At 63.6% G+C, this 1,899-nt stretch carries 1 protein-coding gene; it reads right to left on the bottom strand.

What is annotated here, in order from left to right; genetic code table 11:
* The coding region (aspS, locus tag AACR77_RS15305; RefSeq protein WP_042882623.1) for an aspartate--tRNA ligase at positions 1-1,711 on the bottom strand (1,711 nt) is incomplete at its 3' end.
* Positions 1,712-1,899 lie beyond the last annotated feature (188 nt).

The raw sequence follows: 1,899 nt of genomic DNA, 5'->3' as shown, positions 1-1,899 counted from the left end.
TGGCAAAGCTCGGGGCGCTTGTCATCAGACAGGCGGCCGCCGTGGTTTTCGGGAAGGCGATGACATCCCGGATGTTGTCGGTGCCAGTCAGCAGCATGCTGAGGCGGTCCAGACCGAAGGCCAGGCCGGCGTGGGGCGGGGTGCCGTATTTCAGGGCATCCAGCAGGAAGCCGAACTTCAGACGCTGCTCGTCCGGGGTGATCCCCAGGATGTCGAACACGGTGGACTGCATCTCGCTGTTGTGGATACGCACAGAGCCGCCACCCACTTCGTAGCCGTTGATCACCATGTCGTAGGCGTTCGCGTAAGCGCCCACCGGATTCGCTTTCAGCTCGGCCGGGCCCAGGTTGCTCGGGGCGGTGAAGGGGTGGTGCATGGCCGCCAGGCCGCCTTCGCCATCTTCTTCGAACATGGGGAAGTCGATGACCCAGAGCGGCTTCCAGACGTTCTCCACCAGGCCCAGATCGCGGCCCACCTTCAAGCGCAGGGCGCCCATGGCATCGCACACCACCTTCTTGGAGTCGGCGCCGAAGAAGATGATGTCGCCATCCATCGCGCCGGTGCGGGCCAGGATCTCGCGCACGATGGCGTCAGAGAGGAACTTGGCCACCGGGGACTGCACCCCTTCGAGGCCGCTCCCGGCTTCGTTGACCTTCATCCAGGCCAGGCCCTTGGCACCGTAGATGCCGACGAACTTGGTGTACTCGTCGATCTGCTTGCGAGACAGCTCCGCGCCGCCCGGTACCTTCAGGGCCGCCACACGGCCTTTCGGATCCTTGGCAGGACCGGCGAACACGGCGAACTCCACCTCGGTCAAGAGATCTGCCACGTCCACCAGCTCCATCGGCAGGCGCAGGTCCGGCTTGTCGGAGCCGAAGCGGCGCATGGCTTCGTCGAAGGTCATGATGGGGAAGTCACCCAGGTCCACGTTCAGGATGTGCAGCCAGAGCTTGCGGATCATCTCTTCCATGATTTCACGCACCTGGGGCGCGGTCATGAAGGAGGTCTCCACGTCGATCTGGGTGAATTCCGGCTGGCGGTCGGCACGCAGGTCTTCGTCGCGGAAGCACTTGACGATCTGGTAGTAGCGGTCGAAGCCGGACATCATCAGCAACTGCTTGAACAGCTGGGGGGACTGCGGCAGGGCGTAGAACTTGCCCTTGTGCACGCGGCTCGGCACCAGGTAATCACGGGCCCCTTCCGGGGTCGCCTTGGTCAGCATCGGGGTCTCGATGTCGAGGAAGCCGTGCTCGTCCATGAAGCGGCGCACGAAGGCACTGGCCTTGGCACGGGTCTTCAGGTACTTGGCCATCTCGGGACGACGCAGGTCCAGGTAGCGGTACTTGAGGCTCACCTCTTCGCTGTTGACCTGGTTGAAGTCAAGGGGCAGCGGCTCGGCACGGTTGATGATGGTGAGCTCGTGGGCGAACACCTCGATGGCACCGGTGGCCATGTCGCTGTTGCGCTGGGAGTCGGGGCGGGTACGCACCACGCCGGTCACCTGGATGCAGAACTCGCCGCGCAGCTCGGAGGCCAGGGCAAAGGCGTCCGGCTTGTCCGGATCGAAGAACACCTGCACGATGCCCTCGCGGTCGCGCATGTCGATAAAGATGAGGCCGCCGAGATCACGACGACGATGGACCCAACCGCACAATGTAATGGTCTGCCCGGCATGGGCCTCATTGACCTGTCCGCAATAGATAGAGCGCATGGACTTCTTCCTTCGAAATGGTAGAGAGACGGTTCATCCTGGGTCGCCGGGCACGACTGGCAAGCACCGTCTGTCTCACAGCTGGCCAGATCCTGCTTCTTGCCCGGTTTGAAATCTGTCTCGGGTCATCCGGCTCCCCGAGCCGGATTCTTGCCGCCGTCCCAGGCATGCCCCCGCTCCCGACCGGG

The sequence above is a fragment of the Aeromonas sp. ZOR0002 genome (assembly GCF_963866995.1).
Taxonomy (GTDB): Bacteria; Pseudomonadota; Gammaproteobacteria; order Enterobacterales; family Aeromonadaceae; genus Aeromonas; species Aeromonas caviae.
The sequence above is the reverse complement of the archived record's forward strand: the minus strand, read 5'-3'. Positions and strand labels throughout refer to the sequence as shown.